General features: G+C 46.4%; 11 protein-coding genes. 4 read left to right on the top strand and 7 right to left on the bottom strand.

The window, feature by feature from the left end; genetic code table 11:
* Nucleotides 1–45: 45 nt before the first annotated feature.
* The 6 genes from B0182_RS06960 to B0182_RS14300 all read right to left on the bottom strand — a co-directional run bounded on the left by B0182_RS06960 (nucleotide 46) and on the right by B0182_RS14300 (nucleotide 7,417).
* Nucleotides 46–693, bottom strand: coding sequence for an ATP-binding cassette domain-containing protein (locus B0182_RS06960; protein ID WP_078274226.1), 648 nt, complete (start codon nucleotides 691–693; stop codon nucleotides 46–48).
* A gap of 2 nt (nucleotides 694–695) precedes the next feature.
* Nucleotides 696–1,382: a molybdate ABC transporter permease subunit gene (gene modB, locus B0182_RS06955; protein WP_078274231.1), complete on the bottom strand. Its 687-nt coding sequence runs from the start codon at nucleotides 1,380–1,382 to the stop codon at nucleotides 696–698.
* A gap of 98 nt (nucleotides 1,383–1,480) precedes the next feature.
* Nucleotides 1,481–2,230, bottom strand: coding sequence for a molybdate ABC transporter substrate-binding protein (gene modA, locus B0182_RS06950; RefSeq protein ID WP_078274225.1), 750 nt, complete (start codon nucleotides 2,228–2,230; stop codon nucleotides 1,481–1,483).
* 118 nt (nucleotides 2,231–2,348) lie between these two features.
* Entirely contained in the window at nucleotides 2,349–3,149 is an 801-nt protein-coding gene (locus tag B0182_RS06945; RefSeq protein WP_078274224.1) for an RNA methyltransferase, read from the bottom strand.
* Nucleotides 3,150–3,171: 22 nt separating this feature from the next.
* On the bottom strand, nucleotides 3,172–6,966 hold the full coding sequence (gene dnaE / locus B0182_RS06940) for a DNA polymerase III subunit alpha (protein WP_078274223.1): 3,795 nt from the start codon (nucleotides 6,964–6,966) through the stop codon (nucleotides 3,172–3,174).
* Nucleotides 6,967–7,252: 286 nt separating this feature from the next.
* The gene (locus tag B0182_RS14300; RefSeq protein WP_158079654.1) at nucleotides 7,253–7,417 is read right to left on the bottom strand and encodes a hypothetical protein; all 165 of its coding nucleotides are present in this window, start codon (nucleotides 7,415–7,417) and stop codon (nucleotides 7,253–7,255) included.
* Nucleotides 7,418–7,830: 413 nt separating this feature from the next.
* Here B0182_RS14300 and B0182_RS06935 point away from each other — a divergent pair, with 413 nt between their 5' ends.
* From B0182_RS06935 to recD, 3 genes are all read left to right on the top strand, one after another.
* Nucleotides 7,831–12,099: an exodeoxyribonuclease V subunit gamma gene (locus B0182_RS06935; protein ID WP_078274222.1), complete on the top strand. Its 4,269-nt coding sequence runs from the start codon at nucleotides 7,831–7,833 to the stop codon at nucleotides 12,097–12,099.
* A 12-nt stretch (nucleotides 12,100–12,111) separates the two neighbouring features.
* Nucleotides 12,112–15,993, top strand: a complete 3,882-nt coding sequence (locus tag B0182_RS06930; protein ID WP_078274221.1) for a UvrD-helicase domain-containing protein — start codon at nucleotides 12,112–12,114, stop codon at nucleotides 15,991–15,993.
* 119 nt (nucleotides 15,994–16,112) lie between these two features.
* Nucleotides 16,113–18,227, top strand: a complete 2,115-nt coding sequence (gene recD, locus B0182_RS06925) for an exodeoxyribonuclease V subunit alpha (protein WP_078274220.1) — start codon at nucleotides 16,113–16,115, stop codon at nucleotides 18,225–18,227.
* Nucleotides 18,228–18,362: 135 nt separating this feature from the next.
* Here the strand turns inward: recD and B0182_RS06920 are convergent, their stop codons facing one another.
* Complete coding sequence (locus tag B0182_RS06920) at nucleotides 18,363–18,728, bottom strand: hypothetical protein (RefSeq protein ID WP_078274219.1); 366 nt, start codon at nucleotides 18,726–18,728, stop codon at nucleotides 18,363–18,365.
* Between the two features lie 408 nt (nucleotides 18,729–19,136).
* Between B0182_RS06920 and argJ the strand changes: the two genes are divergently transcribed.
* Nucleotides 19,137–20,351, top strand: a complete 1,215-nt coding sequence (argJ, locus tag B0182_RS06915) for a bifunctional glutamate N-acetyltransferase/amino-acid acetyltransferase ArgJ (RefSeq protein WP_078274218.1) — start codon at nucleotides 19,137–19,139, stop codon at nucleotides 20,349–20,351.
* Nucleotides 20,352–20,432: the final 81 nt, after the last annotated feature.

Genomic DNA, 20,432 nt, shown 5'->3' with positions numbered 1-20,432 from the left:
CCCCTGCTTTTTTAAACAGGTATTTTTCATTGAAGATACCAAAGTTCAACACGCCCTACTCACCCGATACACACTCGATGTCAAAAATTCAATCTCTTGTATGTCATGACTGATGTAAAGTATGGGAATGTTCATCGCTTTGATGTCTTGAAAAAATGGCAAAATTTCTTGTTTGTGTTCGCTATCTAGGGCGGACAGCGGTTCGTCCATGAGTAGTAGGTTGGGAGAGTATAGCAACGCTCGCCCGAGTGCCACTCGCTGTTTTTCCCCGCCTGAGAGTTTGGCGGGCAGACGTTTGGTTAGATGCCCCAGTTTTAATAGACTGATGATGTCATCAGGATGGAAACGACGGGCGGACTTATCACGGTGTTGATAGCCGAACAGCAGGTTATCCATCACGCTCTTGTGGGGGAGCAGTTGCCCATCTTGGAATACCAAACCGACCAGTCGGTCTTGTATGGGTAAATTGATGTTGGCTTGTTTGTCGAACCATGTCAGGCCATTGACTCTGATGTGTCCTGATGTGGGCGTGATAATCCCTGCAAAGGCATGTAGGATGCTGGTCTTGCCCGTACCGCTCGCCCCAAACAGTCCGACGATGTTGTCATTAAAACAAAAATTTGGCGATAGGGTGATTTTGCCTAGTTTTACAGTGACATCACAATCAAAGGTGGATTTGTCATGCGTATTCATTGCTACACCTTTTGTTTTTGCTGACGATGATACCACTGCGAGAAAAACAACGCTACAAATGCCACGCCGACCGAGAACGCCATCAGTCGCATGATGGCAACATCGCCATCAGCCTGTTGTAGTAAGCTATACATGGCAAGGGGTAGGGTGCGTGTCTCGCCTGCGACGTTGCCCACGAACGTGATGGTCGCCCCAAACTCGCCCAAACTGCGACAAAATCCCAAAATCGCCCCAACGACGATACCGCTTGCCGATAAAGGCAGGGTCACTTTAAAAAACGTACCAATCCTGCTAGCCCCCAGACTTTTGGCGACCCATTCTAGGCGTGTATCAACCATCTCAAAGGCAAGGCGTGACGACTGCACCATCAAAGGAAAACCCATCACCGCACTGGCAAGCACCGCCCCTTTCCAGTTAAAGGCAAATTCTAGCCCCAAACTGCTCAAATGCTTGCCAATCACACCTTGATTACCAAATAGAACAAGCAGTACATAACCAGGGACGACAGGCGGTAGGACAAGGGGGAGATATACCAAGGTCTCAACAAGCGATTTGCCCCAAAACTGTGAGCGTGCCAAAAAATAACCCATCATGATGGCAGGGATGAGATTGATGAGCAGGCAGGATAGGGCGATTTTAACCGATAAGCTGATGACTTCAAGCTCGTCGGGGCTAAGTGATAATAGCATGGCAAATGATGATGGCAATGATGGCAATGATGGCGACATTATAAAGTAAAATAGGCAATCTGGCTAATGCCCATTTGTAAGTGGTGTTCAATTATGATTTATTTTAACGGGGTAAATCCATGCTTTTTAAAAACTGCTTTGGCGTCGTTGGATTGTAAAAACTGATAAAATCGCTTGGCATTGTTGTTATTAGGATGGACAAGCCCTGCAGGGTAAATGATGGGCGTGTGACTGTTAGTGGGAAAAGTCGCCACGGTTTTTACCGCTTGGGTACTGATGGCATCAGTGGCATACACGATACCAAGTGGACACTCGCCACGGGCGACGAAATTTAAGGCGACTCGCACGTCTTCGGTCTCGACCAGTCTTGGTCTGATACTCTGCCACCACGTCATGTGCGTGAGTGCTTCTTTGGTGTATTTGCCGACGGGGACGCTGGTGGTATTGCCTGTGCAGAGTTTGCCTGTAAAACTACCACTAATATTAAAATTTTGGCTCATCGTGACTTTGATGGGGTTTTTGACAGGGCTGATTATTACCAAGCGATTGCCCAGCAAATGCGTGGTGTTGGCAGGGCTGATGAGATTTTTTCTATTAAGATAAGTCATCCATGCTACGTCTGCTGAGATAAATACGTCCGCCTTGCCACCTTGTTCTATCTGCTTGGCGAGCGTGCCTGATGATGCATAAGAAGTCTTTACTTTGGTACGGTATTTTTTCTCATACATTTTGTTAAGCTCGCCCATGACATCGGTCAGGCTGGCTGCTGCATAGACGGTCACGTCAGCATGGGCGACAGGTAAGTTTAGCATGAGTGTGGACAATAGGGGCAGGGTCAAAGATTTCATAAAGGACACCAAAACAACCATTAAAAATTGACATAAGTTAAGAAAAAGCAAGATGACATGATTGTATAACAAAATCACATCCTAACCCATTATCCAAAAGTGGTAATCTGTTTAATATTTAGCCAATCTTTTTATCAATCTTTGCCAATAACGCTCGCAGTAGGGCGTATTCTTTTTGGTCAAGTTGCAGGCGAGAAGATAGGCGTGATAAGCGTTTGGGTAGGTCTTTTAGCTCATCATCTCGGGCGAGATTGAGCTTGATGAGCAGGCTTGTGATGGCGTCATCAAGCCCCATCTTTTGGGCGTGGGTGATGGCAGGCTCATCCCATTCGGTGCGATGATGGATGTCAAGATGGTGTTTGAGATTGTGCTGATTATAATGGGTGTCATCTTTGGTTTTGTCGCTGTTTTGCTCATCAAAATAAGCATAAAGTGTGCTTGTGATGACTTGCACGGCACTTGCCACATTAAGCACAGGATAGGCAGGGTTGGCAGGGATTTGTACATGATAATCCGCCAGTGCCAGCTCGTCATTGGTCAGCCCCCTGTCTTCACGCCCAAAGACCAAGGCGATGGTTGCATTGGGGTTTTTAGCCAAAAAATCATGGCATAGCACCGCACACTTGTTTGGTGTGATGACAGGCTTGGGCAGATGGCGAGTGCGTGCCGATGCCATGACAATCAAGGCATGTGGCGATAGGGCGGTCTCGATGGTGTCAGCGATGATGGCGTTGTCTAGGACGGACGTGCCACCGGCGGCATTGGCGTGACTGGTCTCATCAATCGGCAGGCGTGGGGCGACCACGGTCAAATGGGACAGTCCCATGGTGTGCATGGCACGAGCTGCTGAGCCGATATTGGCAGGCAGGGTTGTATTAACCATGATGGTGTGAATGCGGTTTAGGGAGGTGTTTGGCATGTCAATTCAACTAAATCAGGGCTTATTTCACCATCAAATCCGACCCAAAGGCATGTCTTAGGCGGTTTAGGTTGTTATCAGATGGATACAGGCGAAAGCGGTCATTCGTCAGCACTTTACAAATACTGCATTCATCGTACAGATACAGCGACACAGGCAGACAGCCGTCGGGGGTGTTGCCATTTGCGTCAATGATGGCTCCCCCGTCTTCGGTCGTTGTCTGGGATTTGATGAATCCAGCAATCTCATCAGGGTTAGGCGGGACGTTCTCTTTTAGCAGACTGGTCAGTACCGACAGTCGCTCGGTGTCGTGGCTGTGTAGTTTGACGTGCAAGCCGTCCAACGATTTTATGCGAGACTCGATGATGTTCTTACCCCCTTGCAGGCGAGCGAACAACCGTCCGTCATTTTCGCTGACACTAATGCGAGCGATGAGAATCACGCCGTTTAGGTTGTTTAGCTGTTCCCAGTCTTTTTTGTCAATCTTTGCCAATGTCTGCATGTTTAGGCGTTTGGGGTTGAAGTTTTTGTCTTCTTTGGCAAGATGGGCGTATTTTTGGCTTAGGACGGTATTTAAGCTAATGTTGCTTTCAAGCAGGGGTGAGATACGTTGGTATTTGTCCATATAACAGCTAAGCTCCAAGCGACAACTGCCGTCATCTAAGGTGATGGCGACACGGTTGCCAAAGTTTGCCACGTCTATCACCAGTCCTGCGACCAAGGCAAATTTGCCATAGCCTGTCTCAGATACTTCGCTTAGGTTTTTGACGTTGGTATAACAGGGCAACTCATCACGATAAGCGTCCATGGGATGACCTGTCAGATACAGTCCCAACGTGTCTTTCTCGCCACGCAGGCGAGTTTGGTCGCCCCAGATGATGTCAGGCAAGGGCGGAGCGACAGACAGACCTTCGTCCACTTCGGCAAATAAGTCAAATGTACCTGCTTCGCTGTTTAGTCGGTTTTGGTGAGCCACTTCCATGGCTTGGGGCAGTTGCTCCCAAAGTCCGCCACGGATTTGGTAGGATAAGTTTTTGCCATGAATGTCAAGCAGTTCGGGACGTAGCACGCCTGCTAGGTCATCAAAACAGCCGGCATTGATGAGAGCTTCTAAGGCACGTTTGCCGACTTTTTTGGTGTCCACACGGTTACAAAAATCGTATAAATCCTTAAAAGCCCCTTCGCTTCTTGCCTTGACGATACTGGCGACCGCATCTTCGCCCACGCCTTTGACTGCTCCTAGCCCATAGATGATGGTTTTGGGGTCACGAGCGACGAAGTGAAATTGGCTGTGATTGACCGATGGTGGCAGCACTTCTAGGTCAAAGTTATCCTTGCAGTCGCTGATTAAAAAGACCACGGTATCGGTGTCATCCATCTCCGATGTCAGTACCGCCGCCATGAACTCAGCAGGGTAGTAATGTTTTAGATAAGCGGTTTGGTAGGCAAGCACGCCATAGGCTGCCGAGTGCGATTTGTTAAAGCCATAGCCTGCAAATTTCTCTACAAGCTCAAAAATCTTAATGGCAAGCTTGCCATCCACGCCAAGCCCGATAGCCCCTTCTTCAAATATCGACCGCTGAGCTGCCATCTCTTCGGGCTTTTTCTTGCCCATGGCACGCCTTAGCATGTCTGCTCCGCCTAGGGTGTAGCCTGCTAGGGTCTGGGCGATTTGCATGACCTGCTCTTGATAGACGATGACCCCATAAGTCGACTCTAAGGCAGGTTTTAGCCAGTCGTGCTGATATTGGGGGTCAGGGTAGGCGACTTCTTGTATGCCGTGCTTGCGGTCGATAAAGTCCGACACCATCCCCGTCTCCAAAGGACCGGGGCGGTACAAGGCACACATGGCGATGACGTCTTCGATGTTGGATGGTTTTAACTGTTTTAGGTATTTTTTCATGCCCGAGCTTTCAAGCTGGAACACCGCCGTGGTGTTGCCATTTTGTAGGACATGCTCATACACCGCCGTGTCATCTAAGGGCAACTCATCTAGGTCAATGGGGTCTTTGCCTTCTCTGGCAAGGCGTTCATCGATGTTGTTAATGGCGGATTTGATGACGGTCAAGTTTCTAAGTCCCAAAAAGTCAAACTTCACCAGTCCGACTGCTTCTACGTCGTCTTTGTCGTACTGACTGACAAAATGCCCTTCATCATCGGCATAAATGGCACTAAAATCACTGATACGATTCGGGGCGATGAGTACGCCCCCTGCGTGCTTACCGACGTTACGGGTCATGCCTTCAAGTTTCTGTGCCATCTCCCAAATCTCAACCGCCTGTTCGTGGTCTTGGGTATCGGCATTGGTGAGCAAATCTTTTAATAAAGGCTCTTCTTTAACCGCGTCTTCAAGCGAGATACCGGGGGTTTTGGGGATGAGTTTGGAGATTTTATCGGCAAGACCGTATGATTTGCCCTGTACCCGTGCCACGTCTCGCACCACAGCCCTTGCCGCCATCGTACCGAAGGTGATGATTTGTGAGACCGCCATTCGCCCATAAGTATCGGCAACATAAGCGATGACACGGTCTCGCCCTTCGATGCAAAAGTCCACATCAAAGTCAGGCATGCTGACACGTTCAGGGTTTAGAAATCTCTCAAAGAGCAAATCATACCGCAAGGGGTCTAAGTCGGTGATGTTTAGGCTATACGCCACCAGCGAGCCTGCCCCCGAACCACGCCCCGGCCCTACAGGCACGCCATTTTCTTTTGCCCAGCGGATGAAGTCCATCACGATGAGAAAGTAGCCCGGAAAGCCCATTTTTAAGATGATGTCCACTTCAAATTCAAGGCGTTCATCATAAGGCTTTCGCACATCCGCCCAGCTCTCATCTCGGCTCTCGGGTGGATAGAGCTTGTCTAATCGTCTGTTTAACCCATCTTCGGATGTTTTGCGGAAAAACTCTTCTTCGGTCATGCCTTCGGGTATGGGAAAGGCGGGCAAAAAGTTTTTGCCAAGGGTGAGCGTGACGTTACAGCGAGAGGCGAGCAGGGCGGTGTTTTCGATGACTTGGGGGATGTCAGCAAACAAAGCACTCATCTCGCTTTGGGTTTTAAAATACTGCAACTCACTATAAATGCGGGGGCGTGTGGTGTCCGCCAGCACATAGCCACTGGCGATACACACACGAGCTTCGTGAGCGTCAAAGTCAGTACTGGCGGTGTCTTCTTTGCCTTGACTGCGAACACTGGCATTCATAAAACGCACGTCATTATGAGCGATGATAGGCACGCCAAATCTCGCCCCTGCCATGATGATGTCACGGTTTAGGTCGTCATCATGGACGTGGGTGCGTTTGACCGCCAGATACAGACGGTCGCCAAAGGCTTGTTGCCATGTGCTTATCGCATTCATCCCCCCACGCAAGGCGGACGTTATCTCTGAGCGGTGCGTGAGTATGGCGATAATCCCTGCGTTTTTGGCAGGGTCGAACAAATCTTGCTTTAACACAATGGGCGTGCTGACCGTCACTTTGCCGTTCTCACCCATGGGTCGGTTGGTGTAGCTGTCTGAGACTAGACGTAGGATGTTTTGGTAGCCGTCGTTGTTCATGGCGTAGAGTATGACGCTAAAACTCTCATGCTCGGCGGTCGCACTAAAATCATCGCCCGTGATGACTTCCGTGCCAAGCAAGGGCTTGATACCAGCACCAATGCAGGCTTTATAAAACTTGACTAGGGCAAAGATGTTTTTAAAATCGGCAATGCCCAAGGCGGTCTGTCCGTCATCCACGGCACGTTTGACCAACTCTTTGATTTTGACGATAGAATCAACAATGGCGTATTCGGTACGCACGCCCAAATGCACAAATGACATAAATTCGCTCTGTTTTAATTTTTAAAAATGGGTTTGGGAAAATAATTGGCAAAATAAAAGGTTATTGACTATATAGATGATTTTTAAAATTTAAACAGTTTTTAAAATTTTCATGTTTAAAATGAGTCGTGTTTATTCATGGTATTTTGGTAAATTTGCTAGGAAAAATATATTTACAAAGATGACTGATTGATTTTAAAAAAATTGTCATAAAGCAAACCGCCATTTTTCCCGACAAATCCATTTAATTTAACTTAACATATCATTCATTTAAAACACCAACACATCACAACGCCACAGGTATGGGGTTAATCTCTTGGCTGTTTTGATAAAATCCCACGCCTAGCGACATCACAAACAGCAACACAAACACCGCCAAGACACCCAGCACGGCTTTTTTAAGATAAGGATAGCATTTGGAGTAGGCGTGTTTGAGGTCGGATTTTTTCATCATATTAATCAATGGGTTGGGGGTTTGTTTTAATACACCCAAAAAACTTCAAAATTAACACAAACGCAATGATGTTTGGATGTAGGGGCGTGCTGAACACGCCTATATAGTCTGCCAAATTTGAAATAATACTGTGTCAAACTCGCTCGTAGTACTACTTGTACAACTTCGCTCGTTTTCCTTGTCTTATTTCAAATTTGTTTGACTATAACGATGACAACATTAAAGGATGTGTGGGGCTAATCTCTACAAACCCGTGGTAAATATCAGGTTTGTTAGGTATAAACTTATCAATGATTGCTAAATGGGGTTATTATAACATGGAAAATTTACCAAAATCACGGTAAAATTAAGGAAATTTTTCGGGGTCATCCCAGTCATCATCTTATCATCAATACCGAGCCGATTTGTCCATGTTTCATATCATCCAGTCCAATAACACCGACCGTCTTGTGGGTCATTTGATTGATTTTTATCAAAAAAATAACGCAGAAGATGACCTTGCTCATCTGATTTTTACCCCGTTCACCGTCATCGTGCCGTCTATGGTGTTGGGCGACTGGCTGACCAAGACCGTGGCGAGCCGTGTGGGCATCAGCACGCTGTTTACCGCCCAGTTTTGGGGTAAATACCAGTGGGACATGATGAAAACGGTGTTGGAGCTAGACGCACAGGCATACCCCCATGACGCTCTGTCCGTGCCAGAAGTGGCGGTTTTGTCGGCGTCCATCATGCGTTGGCGAATTTTTGGCTTTGTGATGAGTGAGTTTGAAAAAAATAACCGACTGCTTGACGATACGGCTCATCCACTTTATTTTTTGACAAAACCTTTGTATGATAACGATACAGACACTCTGCCCGAGACTCGGCTATGGCAGGCGTGCGATGAGTTATCACGCCTATATGTGCGGTATTTGACCCATCGCCCCGAGTGGCTCCGTGACTGGGCAAATGGCGTGTCGCTTAACGATACCGTCAAGCAGATGATGAGCGAGAAAGAACGACTGGACAAAGCCTTTGGGGCGATACAGTCGAGCGATGACAATGATAATGATAAATCCGATGACAAATCTGATAAAGCCAATGCCAGCGACATGCCTGAGTGGCTCGTAGAACATTATCTGGATTTGGAGCGACTGCTTGGCTATCTGTGGCAACAGCTTTTTGGTGAGACGTATCGTTATCGCTTGGCATTAGAAGAGCGTTTTTGGCAGGTGCTGTCAGGCAAGCGAGACGGCACGGCTAACAATACCAATCATGCCGACCATACCAGTGGCGAATCATTGTCCATGCGTGCCATACAGGCTTTGCCCAAAGCTCTGTACCTGTTCACCGTACAACAAATCCCCAAAGTGGAGCTTGATTTTTTAAAACAGCTGTCTTTGTATTTGGATGTGGTGCTCCTCCACTTTAACCCATCGATGATGTTTTGGGCGGACATCGTGGACAGACAATGGCTAAAAACCCAGCAAATCATCCGTCCGCACATGGTCTATCTTAAAGACTACGGGCATGGGCTGTTATCACGACTGGGCAAAGAGTCCCGAGACACCTTTGCCATGCTTGCCGACTTATCGGGGGGCGACAGTCATGCCATGTGGCAAGTGCGTTGGCAGGATGATTTTGATGAGTCCGTGCCCAAGAGTGGAACACTGCCAAACCTGCTACAAAGCTTAAAGGCGGACATTCTCATGCTAAACCATGACAAGAACGTCCATGAGCAGGCAGGCGGACAAGTTGTGGCAACCTTGCTTGATGATGAGCTGTTTGCCCGTGATGATATGGCAGATGATACGCTCATGCAAAAAGTCCGCCCCAAGACACCACTTGGGCTAGACATCGGGGCGGACATGGGCAGTCTGTCCATACACGCCTGCCACAGCCTAAAACGCCAATTGGAGCTGTCTCGGCTCATGATAGCCAAATATCTTAACGACAACCCAGAGCGAAGCCTTGCCGATGTGGTCGTGCTACTGCCTGACATTATCAGTAGCGAAGACATCATTCGCTCGGTGTTCCCTGACGGACGGGGGGCGGACGGGCTGACCTTGCCCATCAAAATCACAGGTACGCCCGATAAGAGCATCGATGAGCTGATGGGGGCTATCATGGGCTTTTACACTCTGCTTGGTGAACCGACCAGTCGGTTTTATGCCGATGAAGTCTATGAATGGCTACTGACCCCTGCGTTATATGAGAGCTTTGGGCTGTCGTTTGATGAGATGAGACGGGGTGTGGAGCTACTAAGGCAGGCAGGGTTTAGACGGGGTTTTGATGAAAGGCACTTATCGGCGACGTTGCACGCTGATGACAGCGATTATCGCTATACGTTTAGCCATGCCTTAGACCGTTTGGTGTTGGGGCTATTGACTCCAACCAAAACCCCAAGCCGTGCCTTACATCCCTTTGTGTGGCGTGCAGGGGCGTTTGGTGAAGCAAGCCTACCGCTCATGGGCGTAAGTCTGGGCGACGAGCCTGTGGTTCATGCCTTGACCGCCATCCATGCGGGACTATCTGCCAACCGCCAACAGCTCACCGCCGTGGACAGCGTGGAGCGACTTTTGAACCACATTGAGCATGATGTCATCAACCGCTACTTTGGGCATTGGCATGACAGCGTTGCCATGCGGGCGATTTTTAATACCAAAAACGCCATGATGAGTAGCCTGCGAGCGAACCGCTATTATCATCGCCATCTGACCGTGGGACAGGAGCAGGTCGGCAGTGTAGCAAGTACTGATGAGATTCGCCTGTCGATGAAGTTCGTGTTGGAGAGCCTATCTGAGACGGTCAAGGCACAGGCGATTAGTGCCGAGCCATCAGAAGTCATTACCTTTGCTCGCTTTGGGGCGGTGCGGAGTATTCCTTTTGGCATGACGGTCATGCTGGACATGAATTTGGCGTCCTTTCCACGCCAAGACAGGGCGGTGCGACTCGATTTGATGCGTGCCGGAGTGCGACGACTGGGCGACCGCTATAACGAAGATGATAATAATGGGGCGTTTTTGGATGCCTTGCTATGCACCAAAGATGCGTGTGTGATTTTTTATCAAGGGCTAAGCAGTGACGGCAAAACCAAGCTGTTGCCTGCGTCTGTTGTCGGCGAGCTGATAGAATTTTTAAAAACCGAAGCCCAGTGGCGGGCTGACGGCATGGATGATTGGCAAACAGGTGCAGGGATAGAGACAGATGACATGGATGATGACATTACCACACTCATCAATCAGCTCATGCCTGCCCTAGTCGAAGATTATCTCATCACTTACCATAGCCCGACATTCTTTGACAAGGCGGTGTATTATCATGATGATCATCAGATGCCTTCTACTGATGACGTGGCAGGACAGCTCAAAGCACACCTAATGGCGAGACTGACCGCCCTAAAACACCGCCAAAAACAAGCCCTGCCTCCGCCACAGCTGTGGCAGGACATCCGCCACACCCTAGACAGCCCAGTCGCCACACCACAGCCATCATCGCTCATTATGGATAGCACGGCAGTACAAAAGCTGGCAGACTGGCTTGGGCAGTCTTTGGCTTGTTCAGATGATAAGGCACTTGCCTGCCACATCAAGGCGATGTGCGAGCATTATGAGCTGACTTTGCCGACACACATGCAGGCAGGCGAGCTTATCGGTCGTTTTAAAAACCTAAGCAAAACCTACTTACATGACAAAGTCAAGATTGACAAAGAACGCACTCCTGATGAGCAAAACGAGCCGTTGAGCTTAGACTCATTGGCCAATTATCACATGAATGAGCTGTTCATCCGTGGGGCACAGTTTGGGCTGTTTGACACGCAGACGGGCGATGAATCATTTCGGCAGGTGCTAGATGCCATGAGCAGGGCAAGCGACCATCGCCATAATGACGCCATCTTTGCCATGCAGTCGCTGTATTATGGCGACCGACTGCCAGCAGGGCAGTTACGCTTATCCACGCCTGATGAGTATTTTACCGAGCTCAAAGACGACCTTGTCGAGTTTGGCAACACCCTAGATACGCTCAGACAGGATGAGCGTTATGCCATGGCATTAGGTGCGATGGGCGGTCTGCTAAGCACTACTTCTGAGCAAAGTGTCCCGCTCATCTGTGATGACATCCACATTGACATCACCGTCAGTCTGCCGACCGATGACTCATCTGGCACACCTGACTCATCTTGGCGAACCATCTTACCAAACTCTGCCCGAGCTGAGCATTTATTCCGTTTTTTTGTTCATCATCTGTTATGGCAGATGACGGGCGATGATGATAAATTTAGCCTGTGGCAATACCGCAAGGCAGGTGGGGACACTCATCTGACGGGGCGGACATTTGCCATCGGGAGCATTGACACACGCATCGCCAAAGCCCATATCCTAAACCTAATCGTATTTGCACAGCTTGCCAAACGTGAGCTGATTGTCATGACGCACCGAGACGCCTTGGTATACATCGCCCACAGTCAGACAGATGATGCAAAAATCACGCCTAAGCTGTTTGAAAAATGGACAGGAAAACCCAGCAATAATGATGATAGGATTTACGAAACCGACAGTCGCCATGAGACATGGCAGTTGGCATTACAAGGGGCTGACCCCTACAAAGCCTTGACGACATATCTGCCCTTAGCGTTGCCACTGTATCAGCTGATGTTTGGCTCGCTAATTGCCATTGACAAATTAAATGAAAAAAAGTGATAAGGATAATAAATGACAAATCTGACCGACATTCCTGCCATTGCTTGCACGCTCAGTAAAGGCTATTTGATAGAAGCGTCCGCAGGCACGGGCAAGACATGGACATTGACCGGCATTATTTTACGGCTATTGATAGAGAAAAAATACACCCCTGAGCGTATTATTGCCACGACCTTCACACGAGCGTCCGCCAGCGAAATGCAAGAGCGGATACAGGCTCGTATCAGTAGTTTTTATCGCTATGTCTCTTGGCTAAATGGACAAAAGGCGACTCATGCCCACTGGTTTCATCACGCCCAAGACACGGACAGCGATACCGCCAGAGACAGCAATCAGACATGGGGGCAGATAGTAGAGCAGGCAGGCGTGGCAGGCATTGCCGACCATGATGACCCGATTAATGAGCATTTGATAAAACAGCTTATCACAGACAGCGACCCCAACGCCTTGACGTTGGCGATTCGGCGGTGTTCGCTCCTGCTTGCGACGTTGGATAAGCTGTTTGTGGGAACGCTAGACAGCCTTGCCCAAAAGTGGCTCAAAGAATTTGCCGACCAAATCGGCCATCAGATGAACACCGAGCTTAGCACGAGCAGCAATGAGCTAACCTGTGCTCTCATTCATGACGCCCTACGTCGTGAGCATGTGCGAGTGGCTCAGTTGCCACTTTATGCACTCATTGATAAGGCGGTGTTTAGCGATGTCGGTTCGGCACATCAAGCGGTTACCGTGGCACTTAATTTCTATGATGCTCCCATCGATACCATGGCAAGTGTGGATGACTATTTGGCGATGTTGGATAAACGGTTGATGTCTGTCTTTGAGATTATATCGGTCTTTGAGCCGTTTTATGAGCTTGATTATATGCTGGCATTTGGATTTAAAAATGTCGGTACAGCCATCAAAGAATTTGGGCGTTTAAAAAACATCATGGAAATGATAAAAGTCCATCATTTAGATTTTGTGAATCATATCAGTGATGAAGATAAAAGTTTTTTGGATAAGTTAGAAGATATTAAAAAAGAAACAAATTTTAAAAAAGGCTTTGAAAATAACAAACAAGCCTTTCTTGCTTTGCCGTTGGATAAATTATTAATCATCCGTGAAACAGTAACTGCCATCAAGGAAATTGCTGATTATTATAAATCCCATCTATATCAAACCATCGCTAAGGACGTGCGGGTATTATTAAAAAGCACCTTAGAACGTCAGCACAAAAGCACCTTTACTTTTCAAATGGTGCGACTCATCGAAGCCTTAGAGCATGGCCCTGAGCTGGCAAGGCACATTCGCCATCATTATCCTGTGGCACTCATTGATGAATCCCAAGATATTAATGGGCTGCAAAAACGTTTAATAGAGCTTGTTTATTTGGATTATTTTAAAGAAAGGCGAGACAAAGGCAAATCTAGCACGGGATTTTTATTATTAGTTGGCGACCCCAAGCAGGCGATTTATCGTTTTCGGGGTGGGGATGTTGCCAATTATAACAGCATTAAACATTATGGGCAGACCGATATATTACCGCCTTTATTAAACAGCGAGCTGACACTCACGACCAACCGCCGTTCTAATAGCGAGTTAATCGACAGTTTAAATCACTGGTTTGCCCATCAAGATAACGCCCATAGTCCTGCTTATCTGGGCGACGGCATTTATTATCAGTCCATCACCGCCCACAAAGAGCAAAGTTTATTATCATGGCAATATTTAAATAAGCCAGCATTGCCTGATTATTTGGGGCATAAGCCATTAACATTATTGCATTTGCCTTATAAAAAAGATGATGACAATAAAAAGCTGGATAAATACCAATACATCGCCCATCATATTAATAGCTTATTGCAAGGCGGACATACCCTTGATGATAAAAAAATCAAACCTGATGACATTGCGGTATTGGCACGCACCAAAAAAGATTTGGCACAACTAAAAAAACAGTTGGATAAATTGGGCATTCCATCGATTTCGCCCAATGACATTAATGTTTTTACCACAGAGTCGGCAAAAGATTTATATGCTCTGCTCACTGCCATGATAAGCCAAGAGCGAGAGATTTTAGGGCGACTTTTTATTACCCAATTATTTGGTTATGAGTTAAGAGAGGTTACTGATTTATTAAATGATGAACAAATCATCCAGTCCGTTGTTTTTCATTTAAAAGAATGTCATCAGCGGTTTTTAAAATATGGCATTGCCAGTGCTTTGACTTATGCTTTATTACACCATCCGTTATCCGATGATAATCTGTGGCAAACATCTGCTAAGGCAGGCGAGCGATATTTGGCGGATTTGTGGCAACTGACCGAACTGATAGGGCAAGAATATACCCATCAGGATAATAATGAGATAAAACTCATGAATTGGCTTACCGATAAAATGACAGGGCAAGATGATAATGAAGACTATCAGCAGATGATATTGCCAAGCGAGTCGGGCGTGAATCTCATGACCATTCACAAATCAAAGGGTTTGGAATTTCCCATTGTCTATGTCATGAATTTAGATGACCCTGCCACAAGTAAGAACCACAAAGACATGTTTTATGCTTATAGTGATGAGCGATATAACCGCCGTATCTCCCCCATCAAAGATAAAGTGGCTGATAATGAGATAATAAGCGATTATTATAAAATCAAACAAAACCAAGAATTACTTGATGAGCGTTTGCGAGTGGGTTATGTGGCATTGACCCGAGCGTCAGAGCAGACTTTTGTGGTCGGGCAGGATTTATATAATGCTGGTCAAATAGATGAGCGACCATTGTTTTTATGGTTCGATTGTAAACAGAAAGATATCATATTGCCCGAGCGACTGACAGATAAAGTAGATGTCATTGATTTGGCAAAATCAGAACAGCTGATAACCGATAACTATCAAGACGATGATGTGGTATTGACCCCGATACATTATCAGCCATGGCAGGTGGTATTTGCCAAGGCGTATTTTTATGGGGCGTCCAAGACCAGTGCCACGGCATTGATGAGTGTGTTTAATAAACCATCAGTGATGGATGATGATAATGCCATCGATGATGAGATAGCCATCATCCCACAAATGGCGACACTCATGGATGATATTATCCCTTATCCTGAGAATGACATTCGCTCATTATTTGAAAAAGGCGTGAATGCAGGAACGTTTTTACATAATTTATTACAATTTATCGACCCCAATGATAAAAATAACATCAGCAGTCGCATTGATGATGAGATTCGCCAATTAAACTTTGCTCATGCTTATCACAGCAGTCATGGCGATATACCGCATGAATCAAATGATGAATTAGCTAATGAATTGGTTAATCAGGCTGTATTAAACCATCATCAAGCATTGGTAGAATGGCTGTATGACATTAGCCACACACCATTTTTATCATCAAAGATAAGTTTGAGTGCATTAGCTCCTAATCGCCTTGCCAAAGAAATGTCTTTTACCCTAAGATTGACCGAGTCATTTAATATTAATGAGCTAAATGAGATATTTAAAGCACACAGCGATAAAGAGATAATACTCACCGAGCAAAACCCATCTGCTTATTATAAATATCTCAATGGCGAGATAGATTTGGTTTATGAACATCAAGGCAAGTTTTATGTTGTGGATTATAAATCCAACTTTATCGGCGAGAGTCTGTCGCATTATCGCCATGACTCATTAGAATCCGCCATGAACAAAGCAGGCTATTGGCTTCAAGCATGCGTGTATCAAGTGGCATTGCACCGTTTATTAAAATTACGCATAAAAGATTATGTCGGGCGTGAAGAGCAGTATTTGGGAGCGGTGGAATTTGTCTTTTTGCGGGGCGTGGATAAGCATGACCCAACTTTGGGGCATATTGCTTGGCAAGTGCCATTACCGCTTATTTATGCGTTGAATAAATTATTTGGTTAAGTTTTTATATTTGATTAAATGATTTTAAGTTTTTGAATGGTTTAATCAGACAATTTGACTAAAACCGATTAAAAAACGTTATTTATTTTAAAATAAACCGCTAAGATAAAAGGAAATCCATGAATACCCCTTATCAAAACAACATCGCCCAATATCTCATCAGACGCATGCAGGATAATGCTAACTGGTATCATGAGACAGGACGTATTGATGACTTTGTATTTAATACGGCTGATGAGACGATATTTTGTTTGATTCATTTTGTCATCAGTCAGTTATTGCATGACGGGCATACGGTATTATTATTAAATAGGCATGATGATATTAATAACACCCAAAATACCGCCCATGATAAATTAAGCCCGTGGCAGTTGTCAGTATTACATCCTATCGTGTCGCTCATTAGCGATAAAGTGGGCGATGAGTTGGATTTTAATGCTATTTTTGGGCGTATTGATGAATTGTTAAATGATAAAACGGCTTTGGCTCATTATGTTCATCACACCCAACATGACCTAAAAGAGCGGTATTATCAGCACAGTATTATCACCAAAAGCCACAGCCATCAGTCAGATGAGCAGGTGGTGACACAGCTTGGCGAGCTGATGATTTGTGCGTTGCGTTTTTATTATGTGACAAGTATCACGCTGGGTCGGGATTTTGATGAGTTTATCAAGCGATTATACGCCAACCCTTTCTTTGCTCATGGCGATGATGAAAAGCCAGATAGGGCGGTGGTGTTTTATCATGATGATGATACGCTGTATTTGTGGCTCGGTCGCAGTTATCAAGCGGAGCGTGAGCTGTTGTCCGCCATTCATGAGATTCGCCACAGTCCCATCCACGCCCTAGATTTGCCCATCAACCCATCGCTAAACCCTGAGCAACAGCAAGCCATCAGGCAGGTGGCGAGCGAGCCGTTTAGTATCATCACGGGTGGACCGGGAACGGGCAAGACTTTTACGGTCGCACAGATTGTATTGGCGTTGCACCATGCCCTGTCGGATGTGGACGGAGAGCTGAGTCTGGCACTGGTCGCCCCCACGGGCAAGGCATCACAGCGGATGGCGGAGTCGCTTCAAAACGCACTCTCGGACAGTCAGACCAACATCACTCTGCCTGAGCCGATGACCATTCATCGACTGCTTGGCATTGGCATGAGTGGTATGCCCCGCTACCATGCATCAAACCCACTGCCGTATGAGCTGATTGTTGTGGATGAAGCGTCCATGCTTGGCACCGAGCTGGCACGCCATTTGCTCTGTGCCGTCAAGCGTGGGGCTAGGATTATCCTGCTCGGCGACGCCCATCAGCTCTCGGCAGTGGACGCAGGGGCGGTGCTGGCGGATTTGTGTCGCATACCGAGCTTGATGACGACACGCACGCATTTGGTCGTATCCAACCGTTTTTCTAAGGATTCGGGCATTGGACGTTTGGCACAGTTTATCAATCAACCAGAAAACATCGCCTTTGACAAGCTCATCGCACTCATTCATCAAGAGAGCTATTTGTCATGGATGGACATTGCCTTTTTGACAGCACAGCCGTCATTGTTGCGACAGCAGTTTTATAAAAACATCGCTGATGAATATATGACGCCTGATGGCTTTTTTGCCTTAACCAAAACATTAAAAAAACAGTTTGCCACATATGGTGATGATGAAAAACAAACACAGCTACAAGAATTAAATAAACGGTTTAATCAATATCGCATTTTGACCGCATCACATATCGGCAGTTGTGGCGATGAGCTGATTAATGGCTTTATTGAATCATTGCACCGTGAATATCTAAAACTGCCGACGGTAAAATCGCCTTGGTATCATGGTCGTCCTGTGATGATATTAAAAAATCGCTATGATTTGGGATTGTTTAATGGCGATATTGGCATTTGTTTGCAAAGTGGCAAACGAGGTCATGAATTATCGGTGTATTTTGGCGATTCGGTTAAAGGCTTGCCGATTAATATGCTAGACGGGGATATTGCCACAACCGGCTATGCGATGACCGTGCATAAATCACAGGGGTCAGAATTTGAAAAAGTCGCTGTGGTCTTTAATGATGATAACGAGCGTTTATTATCCAAAGAACTCATTTATACCGCCATTACCCGTGCCAAAACCAAAGTGGCAATATACAGCACCGAGCAGGCATTATTAAAAGCGGTTAATACCCCGACAATCCGCCAAACAGGACTATTGGTGCATGATGACATAAAAAGTGGGGCGAATTGAAAATGGTTTTTTAAAAATGCTAAATATAAAATTTAAGTTAGAGTCAAATTTGTTAAATTTAAATGATTGATTTGAAAAATAAAAACATTGGGATAAATATTTACCCTAATGTTTTTATAAAAAAAGATGAATATTTTATTGACATTGAAATTTAATAAAATATTCATAGTCATCATCACGGCTTAGCTCAGGCGAGCCTGTGCCGAGTATCGTGCCGACCACTTTTGCCCCTTGTTCCATGACTCGCCCCATGCGTTCGTCCATCACGCCATTGTAGGTGGTGGTGTCATTGATGACGACAGGGGTTTTGTAACCGCATTGGGCTTTGGCGGACGCTAGAGCGTTGTTTTGGGCGGTGGCTTTGGTCTTGCCCAGTCCTGTGGTCTCAAACGTGTTATCCGCCCGAGCGATGACAGGGCTAGTCGGCGTGCTTTGGCAAGCGGTCAAGCCCATGGCAACTAGGGCGATGGCACCGACAGAGCATAGGGTGGTGATGTTCATAAGGTATTCCTGATGGTAAAATAAAAGTATATCGTAACAACGTGGTAATATATGACAAGTCATTGACATAACCATTTTAACAAAACTTATTTTCTCATTATTATCACAATGGTAATGTTTTGTCTTTATATTTATTTAACATAATCTATTTTTAAAAATGCAGTCATAAACCCCTAAAATTAATACAAGGCTAGTAATATGTGGGTGTAAGGACGTGCTGAGCACGTCCTTTGGCGATATCAATTTTTATGGGCGTACAAAATAGCCCTGCAAAGCCTGTGGAGAACATTTGATTTGTTAGGCGTAATAAAACAAAACCATCCGCATGATTTTATCCCATAAATTTTTACAAAAATACACAAATTTTTGGTACAATGGTTTTATTTTAAATTAAATAAGGAAAAACCCATGCCAGTCGGTGATGTCAGTCTTGTGCCATTATTGCCCATTGATGGTGTAAAAATCGGCATTTGTGAAGCAGGTGTACGCTATGCGAACCGCCGTGATTTGACGGTGTTTGAGATAGAGGACGGGGCGAGCGTGGCGGTCGTTACCACGCAAAACTACTTTGTGGCAGCCCCTGTGCAAGTGGTGCGTAAACATATCCGAACGCACACGCCACGCTATCTACTTATCAATACAGGCAACGCCAATGCAGGCACAGGGCAGGACGGCATAGATAGAGCATTGGCGACTTGTCAGGCGTTGGCGGACAAAACAGGCGTGAATGCGTGCGAAGTGCTACCGTATTCTACGGGCGTGATAGGCGAGACTTTGCCGAGCGAGCGGATTATTGCAGGGCTGGATAAGGCGTTGACGGTTTTGACAGCCGATAACTGGCTAAACTCTGCCCACAGTATCATGACGACCGACACCACCCCCAAAGGACATAGCGTGCAGACCACGATAGACGGCATGACTTACACGGTAACGGGTATCAGCAAAGGGGCGGGTATGATACGCCCAAACATGGCGACCATGCTTGGGTTTGTGGCGACAGACGCTCATATCAGCCCAGAGCTGTTACAGAAAATCTTGGTGGATTTGACTAATCAATCCTTTAACCGCATTACCATTGACGGCGATACATCTACCAATGACTGTTGTACACTCATCGCCACAGGCAAGGTGGGGGGCTTGATAGACAGCGAAAACCATGCCCATTATCAAGCCATTTACCAAGCCATTAAAGATGTGATGTTAAAAATCGCCCAGCTCATCGTACAAGATGGTGAAGGGGCGACTAAATTTATCACGGTCAAGGTAACAGGCGGTAAGACCACGGACGACTGTGCCAAAATCGCTTATGCGGTGGCTCACTCACCTCTTGTCAAGACGGCATTTTTCGCGTCCGACCCGAACTGGGGGCGGATTTTGGCGGCGGTGGGTTATGCAGGCGTGCCATTTGACCAAAGCCGTGTAAGCGTGTCGCTAGACGAGATTGCCATTTGTCAGCGTGGCGGACTGGCGGATGGTTATACCGAAGAGCAGGGGCAAGTGGTCATGAGTCGCCCCGAGATAACCGTCAGCATTGATTTGGGGCAGGGTGATTGTACCGATACGGTTTATACTTGTGATTTGTCGCATGAGTATGTCAGTATCAATGCTGATTATCGTTCATAATTCACACAAGGCAAATCATTGCATTTGCCTTACTTTTTCTGGTATTATTAAAAACAAATACCATAAGTTAAAATAACTCAA

Source organism: Moraxella bovis (assembly GCF_002014975.1).
GTDB lineage: Bacteria > Pseudomonadota > Gammaproteobacteria > Pseudomonadales > Moraxellaceae > Moraxella > Moraxella bovis.
Note: the sequence above shows the minus strand (reverse complement) of the source record. Positions and strands in the feature narration are given on the sequence as shown.

What these genes read in the sequence shown, in the direction of transcription:
- B0182_RS06945 (WP_078274224.1), bottom strand. Translation starts at nt 3,149, where the DNA reads ATGCCAAACACCTCCCTAAACCGCATTCACACCATCATGGTTAATACA.
- B0182_RS06930 (WP_078274221.1), top strand. Translation starts at nt 12,112, where the DNA reads ATGACAAATCTGACCGACATTCCTGCCATTGCTTGCACGCTCAGTAAA.
- dnaE (WP_078274223.1), bottom strand. Translation starts at nt 6,966, where the DNA reads ATGTCATTTGTGCATTTGGGCGTGCGTACCGAATACGCCATTGTTGAT.
- B0182_RS06960 (WP_078274226.1), bottom strand. Translation starts at nt 693, where the DNA reads ATGAATACGCATGACAAATCCACCTTTGATTGTGATGTCACTGTAAAA.
- argJ (WP_078274218.1), top strand. Translation starts at nt 19,137, where the DNA reads ATGCCAGTCGGTGATGTCAGTCTTGTGCCATTATTGCCCATTGATGGT.
- B0182_RS14300 (WP_158079654.1), bottom strand. Translation starts at nt 7,417, where the DNA reads ATGAAAAAATCCGACCTCAAACACGCCTACTCCAAATGCTATCCTTAT.
- modA (WP_078274225.1), bottom strand. Translation starts at nt 2,230, where the DNA reads ATGAAATCTTTGACCCTGCCCCTATTGTCCACACTCATGCTAAACTTA.
- B0182_RS06935 (WP_078274222.1), top strand. Translation starts at nt 7,831, where the DNA reads ATGTTTCATATCATCCAGTCCAATAACACCGACCGTCTTGTGGGTCAT.
- modB (WP_078274231.1), bottom strand. Translation starts at nt 1,382, where the DNA reads ATGCTATTATCACTTAGCCCCGACGAGCTTGAAGTCATCAGCTTATCG.
- recD (WP_078274220.1), top strand. Translation starts at nt 16,113, where the DNA reads ATGAATACCCCTTATCAAAACAACATCGCCCAATATCTCATCAGACGC.
- B0182_RS06920 (WP_078274219.1), bottom strand. Translation starts at nt 18,728, where the DNA reads ATGAACATCACCACCCTATGCTCTGTCGGTGCCATCGCCCTAGTTGCC.